Source organism: Pseudomonas sp. TSO6, assembly GCF_056098905.1.
Genome location: NZ_JBLZWV010000024.1, coordinates 197595 through 215188 on the forward strand (window position 1 = coordinate 197595; position 17594 = coordinate 215188).

16 protein-coding genes are annotated in these 17594 nt (G+C 64.3%); 6 read left to right on the plus strand and 10 right to left on the minus strand.

The annotated features are described in order from the left end of the window. Nucleotides 1–84 precede the first annotated feature (84 nt). The 3 genes from ACN6NG_RS09435 to ACN6NG_RS09445 form a co-directional block, all read right to left on the minus strand. Nucleotides 85–1302 carry a multidrug effflux MFS transporter gene (locus ACN6NG_RS09435; protein WP_063426951.1) on the minus strand — a complete coding sequence of 406 codons (1218 nt, stop codon included), beginning with the start codon at nt 1300–1302 and terminating at the stop codon, nt 85–87. Between the two features lie 249 nt (nt 1303–1551). Continuing rightward, on the minus strand, nt 1552–2862 hold the full coding sequence (locus ACN6NG_RS09440) for an alginate export family protein (RefSeq protein ID WP_063426949.1): 1311 nt from the start codon (nt 2860–2862) through the stop codon (nt 1552–1554). A 179-nt stretch (nt 2863–3041) separates the two neighbouring features. Further along, entirely contained in the window at nt 3042–4529 is a 1488-nt protein-coding gene (locus tag ACN6NG_RS09445; protein WP_063426948.1) for an aldehyde dehydrogenase family protein, read from the minus strand. A 367-nt stretch (nt 4530–4896) separates the two neighbouring features. On the opposite strand from ACN6NG_RS09445, the gene ACN6NG_RS09450 reads away from it, so the two are divergent. The 3 genes from ACN6NG_RS09450 (at nt 4897) to feaR (ending at nt 8001) form a co-directional block, all read left to right on the plus strand. After that, the gene (locus ACN6NG_RS09450; protein WP_016498985.1) at nt 4897–6393 is read left to right on the plus strand and encodes an APC family permease; all 1497 of its coding nucleotides are present in this window, start codon (nt 4897–4899) and stop codon (nt 6391–6393) included. Beyond that, nucleotides 6374–6946 carry a DUF3156 family protein gene (locus tag ACN6NG_RS09455; protein ID WP_063426946.1) on the plus strand — a complete coding sequence of 191 codons (573 nt, stop codon included), beginning with the start codon at nt 6374–6376 and terminating at the stop codon, nt 6944–6946. The genes ACN6NG_RS09450 and ACN6NG_RS09455 overlap by 20 nt, the downstream gene beginning before the upstream one ends. A gap of 113 nt (nt 6947–7059) precedes the next feature. After that, nucleotides 7060–8001, plus strand: coding sequence for a transcriptional regulator FeaR (gene feaR / locus ACN6NG_RS09460; protein ID WP_474313670.1), 942 nt, complete (start codon nt 7060–7062; stop codon nt 7999–8001). A 136-nt stretch (nt 8002–8137) separates the two neighbouring features. Here the strand turns inward: feaR and ACN6NG_RS09465 are convergent, their stop codons facing one another. Beyond that, entirely contained in the window at nt 8138–9436 is a 1299-nt protein-coding gene (locus tag ACN6NG_RS09465; protein ID WP_353456117.1) for an NAD(P)/FAD-dependent oxidoreductase, read from the minus strand. Nucleotides 9437–9543: 107 nt separating this feature from the next. Here ACN6NG_RS09465 and hpaR point away from each other — a divergent pair, with 107 nt between their 5' ends. Next, nucleotides 9544–9966 carry a homoprotocatechuate degradation operon regulator HpaR gene (gene hpaR, locus ACN6NG_RS09470; RefSeq protein WP_059395906.1) on the plus strand — a complete coding sequence of 141 codons (423 nt, stop codon included), beginning with the start codon at nt 9544–9546 and terminating at the stop codon, nt 9964–9966. Nucleotides 9967–9977: 11 nt separating this feature from the next. On the opposite strand, the gene ACN6NG_RS09475 is transcribed toward hpaR, so the two are convergent. Beyond that, nucleotides 9978–10577 (minus strand): TetR/AcrR family transcriptional regulator, encoded by a 600-nt coding sequence (locus ACN6NG_RS09475; protein ID WP_016498990.1) that lies wholly within the window; start codon nt 10575–10577, stop codon nt 9978–9980. Nucleotides 10578–10779: 202 nt separating this feature from the next. Here ACN6NG_RS09475 and ACN6NG_RS09480 point away from each other — a divergent pair, with 202 nt between their 5' ends. Beyond that, on the plus strand, nt 10780–11949 hold the full coding sequence (locus tag ACN6NG_RS09480; protein WP_280314166.1) for a p-hydroxyphenylacetate 3-hydroxylase oxygenase component: 1170 nt from the start codon (nt 10780–10782) through the stop codon (nt 11947–11949). Nucleotides 11950–12028: 79 nt separating this feature from the next. Then, nucleotides 12029–12958 (plus strand): p-hydroxyphenylacetate 3-hydroxylase reductase component, encoded by a 930-nt coding sequence (locus ACN6NG_RS09485; RefSeq protein WP_474313671.1) that lies wholly within the window; start codon nt 12029–12031, stop codon nt 12956–12958. A gap of 149 nt (nt 12959–13107) precedes the next feature. Here ACN6NG_RS09485 and hpaI read toward each other — a convergent pair whose 3' ends face one another. From hpaI to hpaD, 5 genes are all read right to left on the minus strand, one after another. Next, complete coding sequence (hpaI, locus tag ACN6NG_RS09490) at nt 13108–13911, minus strand: 4-hydroxy-2-oxoheptanedioate aldolase (protein WP_063426932.1); 804 nt, start codon at nt 13909–13911, stop codon at nt 13108–13110. Nucleotides 13912–13921: 10 nt separating this feature from the next. After that, nucleotides 13922–14725, minus strand: coding sequence for a 2-oxo-hept-4-ene-1,7-dioate hydratase (gene hpaH, locus ACN6NG_RS09495; RefSeq protein WP_049274708.1), 804 nt, complete (start codon nt 14723–14725; stop codon nt 13922–13924). 17 nt (nt 14726–14742) lie between these two features. Next, a complete protein-coding gene (locus ACN6NG_RS09500; RefSeq protein ID WP_063426931.1) occupies nt 14743–16050 on the minus strand; it encodes an MFS transporter in 1308 nt (435 codons plus the stop codon). 55 nt (nt 16051–16105) lie between these two features. Further along, the gene (locus ACN6NG_RS09505; protein WP_063426930.1) at nt 16106–16510 is read right to left on the minus strand and encodes a 5-carboxymethyl-2-hydroxymuconate Delta-isomerase; all 405 of its coding nucleotides are present in this window, start codon (nt 16508–16510) and stop codon (nt 16106–16108) included. Nucleotides 16511–16573: 63 nt separating this feature from the next. Then, complete coding sequence (hpaD, locus tag ACN6NG_RS09510; protein WP_063426929.1) at nt 16574–17497, minus strand: 3,4-dihydroxyphenylacetate 2,3-dioxygenase; 924 nt, start codon at nt 17495–17497, stop codon at nt 16574–16576. Nucleotides 17498–17594: the final 97 nt, after the last annotated feature.

A 17594-nucleotide genomic window follows, 5' to 3' on the forward strand; every position in this document is an offset into this window, starting at 1 on the left:
GTTTCGAGGCAACCAGTTTCGCTAACGACTGGTAGGTCGTCTTGTGTCTGCCTGCCAGCCGAGTTGACCGTCAGTGCCAGGGCTTCAATGGCCCGCGAGCGAGAAGCTGGCCGGGGTGTGGCGCAGGCTGAGGGCCGTCAGCAGGCAAACCACCAGGGTGCACAGGGCCAGCAGCGCGGCCCAGGCGGTCGGGCCGTGGTTGAGTACCACTGCGGCCAGTGGGGCTGCGCCGGCAGACGCGGACAGCTGGATAGCGCCCAGCAGCGCTGCGGTGGAGCCCAGTGCCTTTTCTTGCGAGGCCATCACCAGCGACATCAGCGTCGACTCGGCTATCCCCAGGCCGAACAGGGCTATCACCATGCCGCCGGCCACACCTGGCAGCCCCAGGCCGGTCAGTGCACCGAGCAGGCTGATGCAGGCACCGCCGGCCATGCACAGCACGCCCACCCGAGTCAGGGTATTGAGGCCCAGCCGGCTGATCAGGCGGCTGGCCGTCATGGCGCCGAACAGGATCGACACACCGGTGGCGCCAAACAGCAGGCCGAAGGCCTGGGCGCTCAGGCCGTAGTGGGCCTGGTACACCAGGGTGGCACCGCCGATGTAGGCGAACAGGAAGAAGAACACCGCAGCCACTGCCAGGGTAGGGCGCAGAAAGCGGCGGTCGCCGAGGATGGCCAGGTATGTGCGGCAGGTGTGGTCCAGACACAGGGGGTCGCGTTTGCTGGGTGGCAGGGTTTCCGGCAGGTTCATCAGGCTGTTGACCAGCACCGCCACGCCCATGCCGGCGAGTACCAGCATCACTGCACGCCAGCCGAAATGTGCATCGATCACGCCGCCCAGTGCAGGTGCCAGGATCGGTGCGACGCCTTCGATGGTCATCAGCAGGGCGAACAGTTTGGTCGCGGCCACGCCCTGGCTCACATCACGCACCATGCTCATGATCACCACCAGGGTCAGCGCACTGCCCAGGCCCTGGAAAAAGCGCAGCATGATCAGGGTGTCGAGGCTGGGGGCTGCGGCTGCGCCCAGCGAGCACAGGATGAACAGCAGCAGGCCGGCCAGCAGCGGCTTGCGCCGGCCATAGGCGTCGACGATGGGGCCGAAGATCAACTGGCCGGCGCCCATGGCCAGCAGGAAGAAGGTCAGTGTCAGCTGTACGCGGGTGAAGCTTGCCTGATAGTGGCTGGCGATTTCCGGCAGGCTCGACAGGTACATGTCGACGGCGGAAGGGCCGAGGGCGCCGATCAGGCCCAGGCCCAGGGCGAAGCTGAAGGGTATGGGAGAGGAGGGATTGACTTGCATGGTTTTCTCTGGCTGATTTTTCGCCTACCGACCGGTAGGTTTGCGAATGTTATGCGCCGAGTCGGCCAAGGTCAAACCCTTCCGCAAGGCCACTGATTCCTGTGGGAGCGGGCATGCCCGCGAACACCGGCAAAGCCGGTGCCATACACCGAGTCGCCTTCTTCGCGGGCATGCCCGCTCCCACATTGACCGCATCGCCTCAAGTCATGCGCATGCAGCACAAGACAGAGGTTGGCTACCGTGGTTGCGTCAGAACGGCACAGCCACGGTCAGCTGGCTATACACATTGGTACCATTCCCACCCACCTGGTTGCCGCCGTTGCTCTCGTCCTTGCGCGGCTGGTAAAGGCCCACCAGCGGGCTGATGATCAGGTGCTCGTTGACTGCCCATTCCACATACAGGTCCAGCTCCCGCGCATCGAGGTTGAGGCTGTCGCGGGTGCGCACGGTGTCGAAGTCGAAGTACAGCGCCCCGACTGTGAGGTTTTCCAGCGGTGTCGCCTTCACGCCCACATGGTGGATGCCGGTGTTGCTGTTGAAGGGCCCGGCGTAGTTGGCGGCGACTTCACCCTGGAACCAGGTGCCGTAACCGCTGGACAGGCCGCTGAATAGCGAGTCCCAGCCCGCTGAGTAGCGGGTGTAGCGGTAGGTAATCTGCGGTGCCCACGGCAGGTCGGCGAAGGTGTAGCCGGCCTGCAGGTACCAGGCTTGCTCGGGGCCGTCGGTCTTGTCCTGCCAGGCGTATTCGAAGGCGACACTGGCATTGTCGATGCCGGCGTTGCCTTCGCCGCGCACGCTGTACACGTCCATGCCTTCGCGGGCTTTCTGGAAGTCGCTGGCCCACTGGTCGGCGACGTCGATGCCGTGAATCCAGGTCAGCCCCAGGGTCCCCAGGGCGTGGGTGTAGTCCAGCGTGCCGGCGGCCAGTTCGGTTTCGGCCTGGGCGCGGTTGTCGGATTTCAGCCACAGCAGGCTGCCATGCAGGCCATCGCTGCCACCCAGGAGCAGCATCGCGGTGCGGTCGAAAGCGTGGCGGGCCGCCAGGTAGTAGGCGCCACCACGGTCCAGCGCACCGTCGGCGACGCCGTTGCCCAGGTTCGGGCCGTCGTCGTTGATCAAAAAACCACTGCCCAGGCGAATGGTCTGGCGGCCGGCGGAAACGTCCACCCCATCCTTGCCCAGCACCGGGAACAGGTCGGCCGAGCGCCAGCCGAGGAAGGCGTCTTCGATCTTGGTGGTGCGTTCGGAGCCATCGGTGTTGCCGGCCGCATCGCCATCGCCCCAGGTGGCCGAGCTCACCCAGTTCAGGCTGCCGTACAGCGTGCCGTTGCCGGCCAGGCCCTGGTCACCGCTGAGGCCATACTTGATAAAGCCTTCACGCCAGGTCGAACCCCCTGTGGTGCCGTCGTAGTTCTTGCGGCTGTTGAACATGCCCCATACCGCCAGCATGTCGGCGTTCAGGTGGCTGTCATCGTCGGCGTACAGCTCAACGGCCGGCGCGGCCTGGCTGGCCAGCAAGGTTGCCAGGGCCAGGCTGGACAGCGTCTGTGGTTTGACCATTTGCACATCCCTCGTTTGTTCTCGGCCACCTTCACAGGGGCCTTTGTTGTTCGGGGGCACCCTCGGTTCTGGCGAGGGGCCATCGCGGTTGGCGGCGATGGCCTATTAGGGCGTGTGCGGTGGGGCGGGGTCTTGTTCGTGGCTGCCAAGGCGCTTGCACGCCTTGGCCACAGGCGCGGTCAGTAGCGGATCATCACCGACTTGAGCTCGGTGAAGTCATCGATGAAGGCCGAGCCGAACTCGCGGCCAATGCCGGAAGCTTTGATGCCCCCAAACGGTACAGCCGGGTCGAGCAGGGTGTGCATGTTGACCCACAGGGTACCGGCCTGGATTTGCGGGATCATGCGCATGGCCTTGCCCAGGTCGTTGGTCCACAGGCTGGCGCTGAGGCCGTAGGGCGAGGCGTTCATCAGGTGCAGCAGTTCGTCTTCGTCGTCATAAGGCAGGAAGGTCGCCACCGGGCCGAAGGTTTCCTGGGTGAGCAGGGTGTCGCTGGCCGACCGGGCGAGGATTACCGTGGGTTCGACGAAACAGCCGGGGCCGTCGCCCAGGGTGCCGCCGTGAATGATCTGGCTGCCTTCGGCGCGGGCGATGGCGAACAGTTCGGCCAGCTTCTGCTGGTGCGGCTTGTTGGCCACGGGGCCGAACTGGGTGGCCTCGTCCAGTGGCGAGCCGATTTTCAGTTGGCCCAGGCGCTGGGACAAGGCGTCCAGTAGCGGGTCGATGCGCGACCGGTGCACATAGAAGCGCTCGCCCGCGGCACAGATTTGCCCCGAGTGCAGGAAGCCGGCCTCGATGATGCCGTCCACAGCCTTGTCGGTTGCCACGTCGGGCAGGAAGGCCACCGCGTTCTTGCCGCCCAGTTCCAGGGTCGCGCGGGTCAGCTTGGCGCCCATGGCAGCCTGGCCTACGGCGATGCCAGTGGGCACGGAGCCGGTGAACGAGACCTTGTCGGTACCTGCGTGCTCGATCAGTGCCTTGCCCACCAGGCCACCACCGGTCAGCACGTTCAGTGCACCGGCCGGCAGGCCTGCTTCGGTGGCCAGTTCGGCAATGCGCAGCAGCGTCAGCGGGGTGAATTCGCTGGGCTTGAGGATAATGCTGCAGCCGGTTGTCAGGGCCGAGGCCAGCTTCCAGATGGCGATCATGCTGGCGAAGTTCCACGGCACGATGCCCACCACCACGCCAATCGGCTCGCGCAGGGTGAAGGCGCTGTAGCGCTCACCGGCGAACGAGGGCAGCGACGGGGTGATGGTCTGGCCGGTGATCTTGGTCGCCCAGCCGGCGTAGTAGCGCAGGAAGTGCGCGGCCTGCTCTACTTCGAACGCACGGGAAATGCCGATGAGCTTGCCGGATTGCAAGGTTTCCAGCTGCGCCAGTTCTTCGCGGTTGGCTTCCAGCAGGTCGGCCAGCTTGAACAGCACCGCGGCGCGGGCGGCGGGGCTGGTGTGCGACCAGGCGGTAAAGCCTTGGCGCGAGCAGCTGACGGCATGGTCGACATCGGCCTGGTTGGCGTCGGCGATGTGGGCGATGGTCTGGCCGTTGGCCGGGTTGACCACGGCAATGTTCGACGACGACTGGCTGGCGAGGTGCTGGCCGTGGATGAACACGCCATGCTCGCGGGCCAGGAAGGCCGTGACGGCAGGTAGGAGGGTGATGTCGCTCATGCAGACTCCGGGGCAGGTGGCCAAAGTTTGCAGCTTAGTGAGCGGGGCAGTGCGGTGCTTGTGCCTGCGTGACAGGTGCATGACTGTGGCTGCCAACCGCACTGGGTAAGCCTTGTGGGAGCGGCCTTGTGTCGCGATAGGGCCGCAGAGCGGCCCCGGCGATGTTGGCGGCGAAGCTGAAAATGCTGGGGCCGCTTCGCGCCCCTATCGCGACGCAAGGCCGCTCCCACAAAAAGAGCGAGCGTAGGCCGGGCTGATTGCTGGCAGGCAGCAACAAGCCCGGCGGCAGCCATTGGCAAGACGCCATGCCACCTGCAGCGCACAGTAATCACTCGTTCAACGCCACAAAAACAAACCGGGGCATACGATGTCACTCAATAACAAGCTCACCGAGCACCTCAACCGCGGCACGGTCGGTTTCCCCACCGCACTGGCCAGCACCGTCGGGCTGATCATGGCCAGCCCGGTGATCCTCACCGCGACCATGGGCTTTGGCATCGGCGGCAGCGCCTTCGCCGTGGCCATGGTCATCGCCGCACTGATGATGCTGGCGCAGTCCACCACCTTTGCCGAGGCTGCGTCGATCCTGCCGACCACGGGCTCGGTATACGACTACATCAACTGTGGCATGGGCCGCTTCTTCGCCATTACCGGCACGCTATCGGCCTACCTGATCGTGCATGTGTTCGCCGGTACCGCCGAAACCATCCTGTCGGGGGTGATGGCGCTGGTGAACTTCGAGCACCTCAATACCCTGGCGGAATCCGCCGGCGGTTCGTGGCTGCTGGGGGTGTGCTTCGTGGTGGCGTTTGCGGTGCTCAATGCCTTTGGCGTCAGCGCCTTCAGCCGCGCGGAAGTGGTCCTCACCTTCGGCATGTGGACCACCCTGATGGTGTTCGGCGTGCTCGGCCTGATCGCCGCACCCGCAGTGGAACTGGACGGCCCGTTCGGCGTGTCGCTGGTGGGCACCGACCTGATGACCATCCTCTCGCTGGTCGGCATGGCCATGTTCATGTTCGTTGGCTGCGAGTTCGTCACGCCGCTTGCCCCCGAACTGCGTCGGTCGGCCTGGGTGCTGCCGCGTGCCATGGCGCTGGGCCTGTTTGGCGTGGCCAGCTGCATGTTCATCTACGGAGCGGCGATGAAGCGCCAGGTGGAAAACGTGGTGCTGGATGCCGCCAGTGGCGTGCACCTGCTGGACACGCCCATGGCCATCCCGCGCTTCGCCGAGCAGGTGATGGGTGATATTGGCCCAGTGTGGCTGGGTATCGGCTTCCTGTTCGCCGGCGCGGCCACCATCAACACGCTGATGGCCGGTGTGCCACGCATTCTTTACGGCATGGCGGTGGACGGCGCGTTGCCCAAGGTGTTCACCTACCTGCACCCGCGCTTCAAGACGCCGCTGCTGTGCATCCTGGTGGTGGCGTTGATCCCTTGCCTGCATGCCTGGTACCTGGGCGGCAACCCGGACAACATCCTGCACCTGGTGCTGGCCGCCGTGTGCGCCTGGAGCACCGCCTACCTGCTGGTGACCCTGTCGGTGGTGATATTGCGCATCCGCCGCCCAGACCTGCCGCGTGCCTACCGCTCGCCGCTGTTCCCGTTGCCGCAGATATTCTCCAGTAGCGGTATCCTCATCGGCATGGCGTTCATCACACCGCCGGGCATGAACCCTGCCGATGTCTACGTGCCGTTCGCCATCATGCTTGGCGCCACTGCGGCCTATGCATTGTTCTGGACGCTGTGCGTGCAGAAGGTCAACCCGTTCAAGCCGGCGCGGGTCGAGGATGTGCTCGAGAAAGAGTTTGCTGCCGAGCCTGGCCACGCCGTGGAGCACGTGCTGCATGATCAGAAATTTGCGTGAACGCTTGCTGGCGCCCCGAGCGCCTTCAGGCTATCGCCCAGGCGCCACGCTGGCATGCCTGGCGCGCAACCTGGGGCAGCAGAACCTGGTGGCGGCCGGGGTGATCCACGACCCGGCCCAGGGTTGGCAGGCCACGGTGCACGAACGCGTCGAGGCCCACCTGCTGATGCACATCGTCACCTGTGAGTTCCAGCTGCAGTTGCCTGCTCCGCAAGGGGGCGAGGTCAGCCTGGAGCTGCGCCATACCGGTGCGCTTCGCCGTACCGGCCTGGCCTGTGTGTACCGCAAGGGCGACCGGGCGCGCTTCGCCCGACTGCGCGACCGGTTGCTGCAGCAGGCCGCACTGGTGGCGGCGCTGATGCCGCTGGATTTCAAGCGCCTGGCCTTGGCCTGGCGCGACGGCCAATGGTTGCTGACCCTGGAGCACATGGGCGGTAGCGAAGTGGTCAACCGCATGCCAGCGTTTCGCCGCTACATCCCCATCAGCCCGCAACAGCGGGCGCACCTGATGGCCAGCCTGGCCCAGTTCAACACTTTGCTACCCAACCTTTGACGCAAACTGGCATACGCCTTGCTGTATCAACCGACGAATGATGACAGTTGTGCGCACATAGATAACATGTTAACAATGTGCGCATAACAACAAATCCTGCGTCGAGGGCAGCCATGCATACTCAACAATCCAACCGTCAGGGGCTGGAACGCTGGACCACGGCCATGCAGCAGATCTGTGGCCGTTTCGAGACGGAACTTGCGTCCAATCACTCGCTGTTCATCGGCGAGGTTTCTACCTTTTCCCGTGCCGGCTTGCCGCTGGCCAACCTGCGCACCAATGCCGGCAACATCCGCCGGCTGGGCGAAAACCCGACCCTTGACGATGACCAGCATTGTTTCCTGGTCAGCCAGCGTGCGGGGCATTCCACCGTGTCCCAGGCGGGCATGCAGGTCAGCCTGGCGCCGGGTGAGCTGCTGCTGATGGATTCGGTCGGGCGCTGCGAAATCACTCCCATTGGGTTGATCGAACATGTCTCGCTGGCCCTGTCGCGTGAGCAGGTACGCAAGTACGTGCAAGGCAGCGGTCCGATGTTTGGCAAGATCTCCTCAAGCAACGCCTGCGGGCGCATGCTGCATGTGCTGATGGACCAACTGTGCAAGGACGGCAATGTAAGCGGTGATGGTGCCCAGGGCGACGCGCTGCAGACCGCCTTCATTGCCCTGCTGGAGCCGGGCTTCGAGCGCCATGGCGAAGCGCTGGGCAACCTTGGGGCCTTGAGCGGTGCCAACCTGCGCGGCTACGTGCAGCAGGTGATCGACGAGTCGCTGTCACAGCCCGGCCTGACCCCGTCCAACCTGGCCGGTCGCTTGAACATCTCGGTGCGTCACCTGTACCGGCTGTTCGAGGAGGAGGGCGATAGTGTGTGCCGCTACATTCAGCGGGCGCGCCTGAAGCGCAGTGCGGATGACCTGGCCAACCCGTTCTTCAGGAGCGAGTCGATTACCTCGATTGCCTACAAGTGGGGGTTTACCGACTCGGCGCATTTCAGCCGCTCGTTCAAGAAACAGTTCGAACGCTCTCCGAAGGACTTCCGGGCGCAGGCGATGGCTTGAGTGTGATGGCGCTGCTTGTGCGGGCCTCATCGCCGGCAAGCCAGCTCCCACAGGTATTTCACGCATCCTCAGGCCTGTGATGTACCTGTGGGAGCTGGCTTGCCGGCGATGAAGCCCCAAGTCACTTGGCGGCGGATCAGCGACGGCCGTTGAAGTAGCCCGACAGCTGGTGCACGGTCTTGCCGGCAGTGAGCAGCAGCGGGCGGAAATGGTCCTTGCCGAGGATGCGCGCATGCTTGACCGAACTGACCAGGTCATAGCGCTTCGATCCCTCCTGCATACCCTCGGCGAGTATCTTGCAAATGATGTGGCTGGGCGTGACGCCAAAGCCGGAGTAGCCCTGCACATAGAAAGCGTTGGGGCGGTTGTCGAGGGTGCCTATCTGCGGAAACAGGTTGGCACTGGTGGCCATCGGGCCGCCCCAGGCCAGGTCGATGCGCACGTCTTTCAGGTAGGGGAAAATCTTCAGCATCAGCGCGCGGTTCCACGCCTTCAGGTCCAGCGGGAAGTGCTCGACGAAGGGCGTGGCGGCGCCAAACAGCAGGCGGTTCTCGCGGGTGACCCGGTAGTAGTCGATGACCGGGCGGATGTCGCTGTAGGCCCCGCGTATCGGGCTGATGCGCTCGATCAGCTCATCCGGCAATGGCTCGGTCATCATCTGGAAGGCATAGGTGTTTATAGTGCGTGCGTGCAGCTGCGGCTCCAGCTTGTTGAGGAAGCTGTCGCACGCCCACAGCAGCTTGCTGGCGCGTACCGAGCCACGGCCGGTGCGTACCGTGATGCGCTCGCCGTAGGTCACTTCCAGGGCCGGGCTGTGTTCGAAGATGCGCGCACCATGGCCGACCAGTGCCTGCGCTTCGCCCAGCAGCAGGTTCAGTGAATGCACATGGCCACCGCCCATGTGCAGCAGGGCGCTGCTGTAGGCGTTGCTACCGATGATCTGGCGCACTTCGCTGCCACCGAGAAAACGGATCTGGTCGCGTGTATTGATCGCCTTGAACGCCTTCTCCCATTTGCGCAGGGTCTGTTCCTGGCGGCGGTTGAAGCCCATGTAGCCATAGCCGTGGCAGAAGTCGGCGTCGATGGCGTAGCGGGCGATGCGGTCCTTGATGATGCCGGCGCCCAGTTCGCTGATTTCGAAAATATCCCTCACGCCCTGATCGCCGACGCTGCTGCGGATCTTCTCCAGGTCGTGGCCGATGCCCGCCATGATCTGCCCGCCGTTGCGCCCGCTACCGCCGTAGCCCAGGTAACGGGCCTCGAGCACGACGATATTGGTCACGCCTTGTTCCGCCAGCTCCAGGGCGGTGTTAATGCCGGAGAAACCGCCACCGATCACCACGACATCGGCCTCGATGTCGCGTTCCAGGGTTGGGAAGCTCAGGTTGTACTTCTTGGTCGCCGAGTAGTAGGTGGGGCTCTCGAGGGTGATCATGACGCCGCCTGCTGACTGGAAATGGGTAGAAATCATTCTATTAATGTATTAATGATTGTGCACTGGCATACTCGCCGGTTTGCTATTTCCAGCCTCCTTGAGCCCGCATGACCACACCCAGACCCTCCCTCACCCTGACCTTGCTGCAGGCGCGCGAAGCCACCATGGCATTCTTCCGCCCGGCGCTGAATGCCCATGACCTGACCGAGCAGCAATGGCGGGTAATCCGTATCCTGCGCCAGCAAGGCGAGCTGGAAAGCCATCAGTTGGCGGAGCTGGCCTGTATCCTCAAACCCAGCATGAGCGGGGTGCTCAAGCGCCTGGAGCGTGACGGCATCGTAGCGCGGCGCAAGTCGCCGGAAGACCAGCGCCGGGTGTTCATCAGCCTGACCAAGGCCGGTCAGCAAGCGTTTCTGGCGATGAGCGAGGAGATGACGCACAACTACGACAAGATCCTCGCCCAGTTTGGCGAGGACAAGCTGCAGCAGCTGATGCAGCTGCTGGATGAAATGAAGAAGATCAAACCCTGACGCGCCAGGCGTCAGCGGTTGAGTGACAGCGAGTCTTCCAGCACTTTCAGCAGTGCTGCCGCGCGCCGCTCATAGGCGTCGGGGCCTGCGTACATCAGCTCTACATACAGGCTGTCGATGATGCCCAGGTAGGCATCGGCATACAGCGCCAGGCGGCTGTGCTGCTCATGCGCCCAGCCGTGGCGAGCTTGCAGGGCCACGCTGAACCCTTCGCGTATGCCGTCCAGGTATTGTTCAAAGCCCGAAGTCACAATCGGCTTGATGCCCGCCGGGGGCAGGAACGCCGTGCGCAACACGAAGCGCAGTTCGGCCGAGTCGCGATAACGTTCGGCCAGGTGCAGGGCCAGCCAGTGCCCCGCCGCCAGGCCGTCGCGGGCTTCCTGCGCAAAGCCGTGCTCGACAAAGGCCGTTTCCTGCACAAGCGCACGCTGGAACACCTCCACGAACAAGGCGTCCTTGTTGGCGAAATGCGCATACAGCGATGCCTTGCGCATGCCCGCCAGCTGGGCGATTTCGTTCAGCGAAGAGGCGTCATAACCGTACTCGGCGAAGTGGCCGACGGCGGCATCGCACACACGCACCGCAGAAGGGGAAAGGTCTTTCAACAGCATCACTCCGTCAGGGGCGCGGCGGGCCGCGCGCGTCTTGAGGGTGGGATTGTGGTGATCGAAAATGCACGGGTCAATGCTTGTCGCAAGGCAATTTCCGGGCGCCATGGAAAGTGCAATGTTCCCCTCGTAACGTGCATTCCGCCACCCAATCGCCGCTCACATACTGATCGCGTCTTCGAATCCAATAATAAAGAGACCGCTCATGAAAAAGCCAAACCCCCTGCTGGAAGACCTGAAGTCCGTCCTGCCGACCATTGCCGCCAATGCCATGCGTGCAGAGCAGGACCGCAGTGTGCCGGCAGAGAATATCGCCTTGCTGAAAAGCATCGGCATGCACCGCGCTTTCTTGCCCAAACACTTCGGCGGCATGGAAATCACCCTGCCGGAGTTCGCCCAGTGCATCGCCTTGCTGGCGGGGGCCTGCGCCAGCACAGCCTGGGCCATGAGCCTGCTGTGCACCCACAGCCACCAGATGGCAATGTTCTCGCCCAAGCTACAGCAGGAGGTGTGGGGCAGCGACCCGGATGCTACCGCCAGCAGCAGTATCGCGCCGTTCGGCCGCACTGAAGAGGTTGAGGGTGGCGTGTCGTTCAGCGGCGAAATGGGCTGGAGTTCCGGTTGCGACCACGCCGAATGGGCGATTCTCGGTTTCCGCCGCAAGAATGCCGAAGGCGCTCAGGATTACTGCTTCGCCGTCCTGCCTCGCAGCGACTATGAAATCCGTGATGACTGGTATGCCGTGGGCATGCGCGGCAGCGGCAGCAAGACCCTGATCGTGCGTGATGCCTTCGTGCCCGAGCACCGCATCCAGAAGGCCAAGGACATGATGGAGGGCAAGTCGGCGGGCTTTGGTTTGTACCCTGACAGCAAGATTTTCTTCGCCCCGTATCGCCCGTATTTTGCCAGCGGCTTCTCTACGGTCAGCCTGGGCGTTGCCGAGCGCATGCTGGAGGTGTTCCGCGAGAAAACCCGCAACCGCGTGCGTGCCTACACCGGTGCTGCCGTGGGCGCCGCCACCCCGGCGCTGATGCGCCTGGCCGAGTCGACCCATCAGGTGGCCGCTGCTCGGGCATTGCTGGAAAAGAGCTGGGACGAGATTGCCGAGCACAGTGCCCGCCACGAATACCCGTCGCGTGGCACGCTGGCGTTCTGGCGTACCAACCAGGGCTACGCCGTGAAGATGTGCATCCAGGCCGTCGACCGCCTGATGGAAGCGGCCGGTGGTGGCGCCTGGTTCGAGAGCAACGAACTGCAGCGGCTGTTCCGCGATTCGCACATGACCGGTGCCCATGCCTACACCGATTACGACGTGTGTGCGCAAATCCTCGGCCGCGAGCTGATGGGCCTGGAGCCTGACCCGGCGATGGTCTGAACCGCCACCTGTTGTCACCCATCCCCTACAAGCACAACAACAAACAGGGCAGGCTGCCAGGCCTGCCCGGGAGTCTTGCATGTCCAAAGAAACCTTCGATTCACGTGCCTTCCGCCGCGCCCTGGGCAACTTTGCCACCGGCGTGACGGTGGTGACTGCCGCCGGCCCCAGTGGCCGCAAGGTCGGCGTTACCGCCAACAGCTTCAACTCGGTGTCACTGGACCCGGCGCTGATCCTGTGGAGCATCGACAAGCGCTCCACCAGCCATGAAGTGTTCGAAGAGGCCTCGCACTTTGCCGTGAACATTCTGGCTGCGGACCAGATCGACCTGTCCAACAACTTTGCCCGCCCGAAGGAAGATCGCTTTGCCGGTATCAACTACGAGACCGGCACTGGCGGCGCGCCGTTGTTCGCCGATTGCGCGGCGCGCTTTGAGTGTGAAAAGTACCAGCAGCTGGACGGTGGCGATCACTGGATCCTGGTGGGCAAGGTAGTGGCCTTTGATGACTTTGGCCGCTCGCCGCTGCTGTACCACCAGGGCGCCTATTCAATGGTGCTGCCGCATACCCGCATGACCCAAGGCGCAGAGGGGCAGGCACCGAGCAGCCACTTCCAGGGCCGCCTGCAGCACAACCTGTACTACCTGATGACCCAGGCGTTGCGTGCCTATCAGGCTGACTACCAGCCACGCCAGCTGTGCACCGGCCTGCGCACCAGCGAGGCACGCATGCTGATGGTGCTGGAGAACGATGCGGGCCTGAGCCTGAACGACCTGCAACGCGAAGTGGCGATGCCGGCGCGGGAGATTGAGGAAGCGGTTGCCAACCTCAAGCGCAAAGGGCTGATTGCCGATGACGAAGGGCGAGTGCGGCTATCGGTGAAGGGCGTGGACGAGACCGAGGCGTTGTGGACCATAGCCCGGCAACAGCAGGACAAGGTGTTCGGGCAGTTCAGTGAACAGCAGCTGGAGACTTTCAAGACCGTGCTCAAGGCGCTTATCAACATCTGAACATTGCTTTGGATGGCACCGGCTGTGCCGGTGTTCGCGGGTGAACCCGCTCCCACAGGTCCAGCGCCAGTAGCAACTACGGCGCGGTCCCTGTGGGAGCGGCTTTAGCCGCGAACACCGGCAAAGCCGGTGCCATCCAACCAGAAGCCTCAGTAGACACCACCCCCGGCACTGGGGACTGCCACTGTATCCTTGAACTTCCCCGCCAGCTCGCGCAGCCCGCGCATCAGCACCGTGGTATCCACACCCACCGCCACAAACGCCGCACCCAGCTCGATGTAGCGTCGCGCCAGTTTCTCGTCCGCGCTGAGAATGCCGGCGGCTTTGCCCGCCTTGCCAATGCGCACGATCGCGTCTTCAATCGCCGCCTGCACCTCCGGGTGCCCGGGGTTGCCGCGATGCCCCATGGCCGCACTCAGGTCTGCAGGCCCGATGAACACGCCATCCACACCTTCCACCGCAACGATCTCGTCCAGGTTGGCCAGGCCTTCCTTGTTCTCGATCTGCACCAGCAGGCACATTTGCTCATCGGCGTGGTCCAGGTAACCGGGGAGGGTGTTCCAGCGCGAAGCCCGCGCCAGCGCGCTGCCCACCCCGCGAATGCCCTTGGGCGGGTAATGCATGGCCTTGACCAGTTGCTGCGCCTGTTCGGCAGTTTCCACCATCGGCACCAGCAAGGTTTGTGCGCCGATATCCAGCACCTGCTTGATCAGCGCGGTGTCGCCGATTACCGGGCGGATCACTGCGTGGCTGGGGTAGGGTGCCACCGCCTGCAACTGGGCGAGCATGCCGCGCAGGTCGTTGGGCGCGTGTTCGCCGTCGATCAGCAGCCAGTCGAAACCGGCATTGGCCGCCAGCTCGGCGCAGTAGGCATCGGCCAGGCCGAGCCACAGGCCGATTTGCGGTTCACCGCTGTGCAGGCGTCGCTTGAAGTGGTTGATGGGCATGTCCATGGGCAGGTCCTTAAACGAAGCGGCAGGCGATGGAGCCGAGCATGTCGTAGTCGACGTGGAAGGTGTCACCTGGGCGAGCGGCGACCGGGCGGGTGAACGAACCCCCAAGGATGATCTGGCCGGGCTGCAAGGTGACGTCGTACGGCGCCAGTTTGTTGGCCAGCCAGGCAACGCCTTTGGCCGGGTGGTTGAGCACGGCAGCGCTGACCCCGGATTCCTCGATCACGCCATTGCGGTAGAGCACCGCCGGCACTTTGCGCAGGTCGATTTCGGTGGGGCGCACGGCCCGCCCGCCCATCACCACGCCGGCATTGGCGGCGTTGTCGGAGATGGTGTCGAACACCTTGCGGGTGGCCTGGGTTTGCGGGTCCACCTGCTGGATGCGCGCGTCAATGATTTCCAGCGCCGGGATCACCCACTCGGTGGCGTCCAGCACATCAAACACGGTGATGTTCGGGCCCTTCAGCGGCTTGCCGAGGATGAACGCCAACTCCACTTCAACCCGCGGCACGATGAAGCGCTCGAAGGGGATGTCGCTGCCTTCGTCGAACAGCATGTCGTCGAGCAAGGCGCCGTAGTCGGGCTCGGTGATGTTCGACGACACCTGCATGGCGCGCGAGGTGAGGCCGATCTTGTGGCCCACCAGCTTGCGCCCGGCGGCGATCTTTTTTGCCACCCAGGCGCGCTGAATGGCGTAGGCGTCTTCGATGGTGATTGCCGGTTGCTCCAGCGAGAACTGGCGCACTTGCTCGCGGGAGCGTTCGGCCTGGTCGAGGCGGTCGGCGGCGTGCTGGATGAAAGCGTTGTCTAGCATGGGGGCGGTCTCTTGATTCAAGGGTTGACGATGGCAGCCTGGGTGCGCAGCACCAGCAGGCCGCCCAGGGCGATGAAGACGGCGAGTACGTACAGGGCCAGGCTGGCGCTTTGGGTGGTGTCGCGCACCCAGCCGATGAAGTAGGGCGTGAAGAACGAGGCGATGCTGCCCAGCGAGCTGATCAGGGCAATGCCCGCGGCCTGGGTACGGGCGTTGAGGAACGCCGGCGGCAGTTGCCAGAACATCGGCAGCGCAGCGCTGGCGCCCATGCCGGCCAGCACCAGGCCGGCCATTACCGGCAGCGCCTGCTCGGGGGCAATGGCCGCAATGGCGATGCCGATGGCAGCCATCAGCAGCGGTACGCACAGGTGCCAGCGGCGTTCGCGTTGGCGGTCGCTGGAGCGGCCGCACGCCAGCATGAACACGCAGCCGGCCACGTACGGCACAGCGCTGAGCAGGCCGACACTGGCGTCGCTGGCCACACCGGCACTGTGAATCAGGCTGGGCATCCAGAACGCAAGGGTGTTCACCGCCAGCATCACCGCGCAATACACCGCCACCAGCAGCCACAGCGCACGGCTTGCGAAAATGGCGCCGAACGAGGTTACGGGCTTGCGCTGTTCTTCCTCACCGAATTGCGCGCGCAGCGTGGCTTTCTGCTGCTCATCCAGCCAGCTCACCCGCTCGAAGTGCTCCGGCAAAACGGCCAGTACCACCAGGCCCAGCAACACCACCGGCGCCCCTTCGAGCAGGAACATCCACTGCCAGCCACGCAGCCCGCCCGTGTCGTGCATGAAGGCCAGGATGGCCCCGGACACTGGCCCGCCGACCACTCCGGCCAACGGCACGGCAATGGCGAACAGCGCGGTGACCTGGGCGCGGCGCCCGGCCGGGTACCAGCGGTTGAGGTAGACCAGAATGCCCGGGAAGAACCCGGCCTCGGCCGCACCCAGGGCAAAGCGCAACAGGTAGAACGCGCTGCTGCTTTCGATCAGCAGCATGCTGGTCGACAACAGCCCCCACACCACCATCAGGCAGGCGATCCAGCGGCGTGGGCCAACGCGGTCGAGCATCAGGTTGCTGGGGACGCCGAACAGCGCATAGGCAATGAAGAACAGCCCGGCGCCCAGGCCATAGACTGTGTCGGACAAGTGCAGGTCCTGGCTCATCTGCATCTTGGCGAAGCCAATGTTGATGCGGTCCAGGTGGGCGAACAGGTAGCACACCAGCAGCAGCGGCATCAGCCGCCAGGTGACTGCCCGATGGGTACTGGCGGCCCGGTCAACGTGTGCCTCGCGCGGCGAGGCGTGTTCGAGTGTGCTCATGTTTTTGTACTTGTTCTGTAATGAGTCAGGGAGGGCTTGGTTTTGAGCCGGCGCGCTAGCGGTTGAACAGTGGGTGCAAGGTGCTGTGCTTGGCGTCGTAGACCTGGGCGGTGCTGTGGTCGATCTGCACGGTGATGCCGATCGGGCGCTGTTGCAGCAGTGCGTCCAGGCGCGCTTTCAACACTGCCAGCAAGCTGTCGCCCACTGTTTTGTGCACCTCGGCGCTACGGCCGGTAGCCATGCGCAGGTTGGCGTACAGGAAGCCGTATTCGCCTTTACCATCGGCCACCGCGCAATGGGCGGCGGGGTAGGCCAGCACGCGGGTACCGCCAGTGGGGAACACGGCTTTGCCTTCGGCATCGCGCTGCTCGAGCATGGTGTCGGCCAGGGCGCGGCACAGGCCGGGGATGTCGGCGTCGGTTTCCAGGTCGGGGGTGTAGAGCAGAACCAGGTGTGGCATGGGGGCCTCCTCGGTGAGGGGCGGCTGGCCACCCGCCAGGGCGACCAGCCGCGAACGGGTGGGTTACAGGCGGCTGGTGGGCACCACGGCGGCCGGGTTGGCGGCCTGGGCAGCGGGGATGGCACCACCGTCCTGCGGGGTGACCGGGAAGATCGCGTTGATCTGGCCGGTGCCGGAAGAGCCGAAGTAGGGCGTGACCACTTCGGCCTTGCCGTCGTAATCGGACCAGCCCAGCGCACCCAGCAGCATTGCCGTGTCGTGCATAAAGCCTTCACCGTGGCCTTTGGCGGCGTACTCCGGCAGCATCCCGCAGAACGCTTCCCACTCGCCGTCCTGCCACATTTGCACCACACGGTGGTCGAGGGTTTCGAGGAACGGGCTCCACACCTTGGTGGCAAAGTCCGGCGCCTGGCCGTTCTGCGCGAAGCGGTGCGACAGCGAGCCGCTGGCCAGGAACGCCACGGTGCCGTCGTAGTGGTCTTCCACGGCCTTGCGCATGGCCCAGCCCAGGCGGGCACTGTCGGCCAGGTAGTGCGAGGTGCACAGTGCCGAGACCGAGACCACCTTGAAGTGCTGGTCCTGGTTCATGTAGCGCATGGGCACCAGGGTGCCGTATTCCGGGGCGAGGGTGGTGGCGTGGTGGGCCATGGTTTCGACGTTGAAACGGTTGCACTCTTCGGCCAGCAGCTTGCCCAGCTCGGGGTTGCCGGGGAATGCGTAGGGCATGTTACTGATGAAGTGCGGCAGTTCGTTGCTGGTGTACACGCCCTCGAAACGCGGCCCGCACAGCACGTGGTAGTTGGCGTTGACCAGCCAGTGGGTGTCGAACACGACGATGGTGTCCACGCCCAGCTCACGGCAACGGCGGCTGATTTCGTGATGCCCGTCGATGGCCGCCTGGCGAAAGCCCTGGCGCGGGCCTGGCAGTTCGGACATGTACATGGACGGTACATGGGTAATCTTGGCAGTGAGAGCGAGTTTGCCCATGGGGGTCTCCGATAAGACGCTGTTGTTGTTTTGGGGCTGACCCGGTCCCTTGTAGGAGCGGCCTTGTGCCGCGATAGGGGCGCAAAGCGCCCCCGGC

Bases quoted from the DNA above. Each gene is read 5' to 3' on its own strand.
- ACN6NG_RS09505 (WP_063426930.1), bottom strand. From the start codon at position 16,510: ATGCCACACCTGGTTCTGCTCTACACCCCCGACCTGGAAACCGACGCC.
- ACN6NG_RS09480 (WP_280314166.1), top strand. From the start codon at position 10,780: ATGAAAAAGCCAAACCCCCTGCTGGAAGACCTGAAGTCCGTCCTGCCG.
- ACN6NG_RS09435 (WP_063426951.1), bottom strand. From the start codon at position 1,302: ATGCAAGTCAATCCCTCCTCTCCCATACCCTTCAGCTTCGCCCTGGGC.
- ACN6NG_RS09475 (WP_016498990.1), bottom strand. From the start codon at position 10,577: ATGCTGTTGAAAGACCTTTCCCCTTCTGCGGTGCGTGTGTGCGATGCC.
- ACN6NG_RS09450 (WP_016498985.1), top strand. From the start codon at position 4,897: ATGTCACTCAATAACAAGCTCACCGAGCACCTCAACCGCGGCACGGTC.
- ACN6NG_RS09500 (WP_063426931.1), bottom strand. From the start codon at position 16,050: ATGAGCACACTCGAACACGCCTCGCCGCGCGAGGCACACGTTGACCGG.
- hpaR (WP_059395906.1), top strand. From the start codon at position 9,544: ATGACCACACCCAGACCCTCCCTCACCCTGACCTTGCTGCAGGCGCGC.
- ACN6NG_RS09440 (WP_063426949.1), bottom strand. From the start codon at position 2,862: ATGGTCAAACCACAGACGCTGTCCAGCCTGGCCCTGGCAACCTTGCTG.
- hpaH (WP_049274708.1), bottom strand. From the start codon at position 14,725: ATGCTAGACAACGCTTTCATCCAGCACGCCGCCGACCGCCTCGACCAG.
- ACN6NG_RS09485 (WP_474313671.1), top strand. From the start codon at position 12,029: ATGTCCAAAGAAACCTTCGATTCACGTGCCTTCCGCCGCGCCCTGGGC.
- hpaI (WP_063426932.1), bottom strand. From the start codon at position 13,911: ATGGACATGCCCATCAACCACTTCAAGCGACGCCTGCACAGCGGTGAA.
- ACN6NG_RS09465 (WP_353456117.1), bottom strand. From the start codon at position 9,436: ATGATCACCCTCGAGAGCCCCACCTACTACTCGGCGACCAAGAAGTAC.
- ACN6NG_RS09445 (WP_063426948.1), bottom strand. From the start codon at position 4,529: ATGAGCGACATCACCCTCCTACCTGCCGTCACGGCCTTCCTGGCCCGC.
- hpaD (WP_063426929.1), bottom strand. From the start codon at position 17,497: ATGGGCAAACTCGCTCTCACTGCCAAGATTACCCATGTACCGTCCATG.
- ACN6NG_RS09455 (WP_063426946.1), top strand. From the start codon at position 6,374: ATGATCAGAAATTTGCGTGAACGCTTGCTGGCGCCCCGAGCGCCTTCA.
- feaR (WP_474313670.1), top strand. From the start codon at position 7,060: ATGCATACTCAACAATCCAACCGTCAGGGGCTGGAACGCTGGACCACG.